The sequence below is a fragment of the Azospirillum sp. TSH20 genome, from assembly GCF_003115935.1.
Taxonomy (GTDB): Bacteria; Pseudomonadota; Alphaproteobacteria; order Azospirillales; family Azospirillaceae; genus Azospirillum.
In genome coordinates, this window is the sequence record NZ_LGQU01000062.1 from 1 (window position 1) to 2,677 (window position 2,677).

General features: G+C 68.7%; 2 protein-coding genes. Both read left to right on the top strand.

All coding sequences use genetic code 11. The annotated features are described in order from the left end of the window. Positions 1–358 precede the first annotated feature (358 nt). A complete protein-coding gene (locus tag TSH20_RS17775) occupies positions 359–1,603 on the top strand; it encodes an exonuclease SbcCD subunit D C-terminal domain-containing protein (RefSeq protein WP_109075961.1) in 1,245 nt (414 codons plus the stop codon). Then, positions 1,603–2,677: AAA family ATPase (locus TSH20_RS17780; RefSeq protein ID WP_146207485.1), on the top strand; the 1,075-nt coding region annotated here is incomplete at its 3' end. The genes TSH20_RS17775 and TSH20_RS17780, both read left to right, overlap by 1 nt.

Below are 2,677 nucleotides of genomic sequence, written 5' to 3' on the forward strand. Positions count from 1 at the left end.
CTGCCGCCGCCTGCGCATCCCTTCTCACAACACGGTATAAACTTGTCAAAGAACCCGCAGCACTGAAACATGCCGCACCGGCCAATCCGCCGCATCCCCTCTTCAGAGGATCGGACCAGAGTGACCGGAGAATTTCGGTCGAAGCCGGAAGATAAAAACCGCTAAGCTGCTGTTTTCTCTTCCGTTTCTCCGCCGGCGCCGCACTGTCGTTCAGTGCCCCGCCGTCGGTGGAGCGGGTTATAGGCGCCCTCCCCCAAACCACGCAAGCGCTTTTTTCGTCGCCTCGTCATTTTTTCGTAAACCCCGACGGAAGCGCGGTCCGTAGAGTGACGCATCGTTTCGTTGCGAGCGCAGGACCATGCGGAGCTTCCGTCTTCTCCATACCGCCGACTGGCATCTCGGCCAGACGCTGCACGGCATCCCCCGCGATGCCGAGCATGCCTGCTTCCTTGACTGGCTGATCGACCGCATCGGCGAGCATCGGGTGGATGCGCTGGTGATCGCCGGCGATGTCTTCGATGGGCAGAATCCGCCGATCCCGGCACTGGCACTCTTCTACCGGTTCGTCGCGCGGGTGAAGGCTCTGCATCCACGGCTGGACATTGTGGTGGTCGCCGGCAACCACGACAGCGCCAGCCGGCTGGAGGCTCCGTCACCACTGATGACCGAGATGGGCGTGCGGGTGATCGGCACCCTGCCCTCCTCGGCCGATGGGATGTTCGACCCGTCCCCCCTGATCGTGCCGTTACGCGATGCCGATGGGACCATTGCGGCGCGCTGCGTCGCCATGCCCTATCTGCGACCATCCGACCTTCCTGCGGTCGAGGACGCTGAAGACACCGATCCACTGATCGAGGGTGTGCGGCGGCTCTATACCCAGGCCTGGACCGGTGGGCGGGAGCGCTGCAGACGGGGAGAAGCGCTGATCCTGACCGGACACTGCTATATGCGCGGCGGCGCCCTGTCGGAACTGAGCGAGCGCAAGATCCTGGGCGGCAACCTGCATGCCCTGCCGGTCGACATCTTCCCCGAAGACGCCGCCTACGTCGCACTGGGCCACCTGCACCGGGCGCAGGCGGTCGGCGGGCGCGAGACGGTGCGCTACAGCGGCTCGCCGATTCCGCTGGCGCTGGACGAGGAGCCCTATCCTCATCAGGTGATGCTGGCCGAGTTCGCGAGCGGCCAGTTGGTCGGCCATGAGGCCCTGCGCGTGCCGCGCCATGTGCCGATCCACCGCATCAGTGAGCCCAGCCCGGACGCGGCATTGGACAGGCTGAAGCGGCTCGAACTGGACAATGCCCTGCCGCGCGATGCCTGGCCCTTCCTGGAGGTGACGGTCACCCTGCCGGAGCCGCGCCCCGCCCTGCGCGACGAGGTCGAGGCGGCGCTGGCCGGCCGGCCGGTGCGTCTGCTGAAGCTGGGGGTGCGGCTGACCGGCAGCGGCCAGACGCTGGCAGACAGCGCGCCGCCGGTCGATCTGGCCTCGCTTGAGCCGGAGGAGGTGTTCCGGCGCCTCTACCGCCGAAGCCACGAGGGCGACCCCGAACCGGACCTGATGGCGGCCTTCCACGAGTTGCTGACCGGCGTGCAGGAGACGATGTGATGCGCATTCTCGCGGTACGCGGCGCCAACCTGACCAGCCTGGACGGCACCTTCTCCATCGATTTCGACCGCGAGCCGCTGCGGCGGGCCGGGCTGTTCGCCATCACCGGACCGACCGGCGCCGGCAAGAGCACGATTCTCGACGCCCTGTGTCTTGCCCTGTTCGACCGCATGCCGCGGCTGCCGGAAGGACGCGGCGAGATGCTGGGGCTGGAGGGCGATCCCAACAGCATCCGCACCACCGACGTGCGCACGGTCTTGCGGCGGGGAGCCGGATTCGGCTGGGCCGAGGTGGATTTCGTCGGGATCGACGGCGAGGCTTATCGCGCGCGCTGGGAAGTGCGGCGGGCCCGGCAGAAGGCGCAGGGGGCCTTGCAGCAGCAGAGCATGTCGCTGAGCAGCCTGGATGGCGAACGGCGGTTCGGCGACGGCAAGAAGAGCGTGCAGGAGGAGATCGAACGACGGCTCGGCCTGAGCTTCGAGCAATTCCGCCGTGCCGTGCTGCTGGCGCAGGGTGATTTCGCCACCTTTCTGAAGGCGCCGGCGCGGGACCGCTCCGAATTGCTGGAACTGCTGACCGGAACCGAGATCTATTCTCGCCTGTCGTTTGCGGCCCATGAACGAGCGAAAGCGGAGACGCAGCGGCTCGACACGCTACTGGCGGAAGGCGGCGGCATTGGCGTGCTGAGCGACGACGACCGCGCGGCCTTGCAGACGGAAGCCGAAGAGGCGGCGAAGGCGGTGCGGTGCGGCGAGCAGGCACTGGCGCTCGCCCTGGCGGCATTGGCTTGGCATGAGCGCGACGGGCAGCTCGCGGCGGCTGAGAGCAGGGCGGTCGAAGCGGCAGGCGCGGCGGAGCGGGCCTGGGTCGAGGCTGAGGAGCGGCGCGAGGCGGCGGCCCGGCTGCGCGGCCTGCAACCGCTTCGGCCGCTGTTGGCCGATGCCGACCGGGCGAACGGCGACGCGGCGGGGGCCGCAGCGGCGGTCGACCGGTCGGCGGCGACCTGGGAACAGGCGCGGCTTGCGGTGGAGGAAGCCACCACCCGCCATGGCGAGGCCCGCCGGCGGGTCGGGG

Bases quoted from the DNA above. Each gene is read 5' to 3' on its own strand.
- TSH20_RS17775 (WP_109075961.1), top strand. From the start codon at position 359: ATGCGGAGCTTCCGTCTTCTCCATACCGCCGACTGGCATCTCGGCCAG.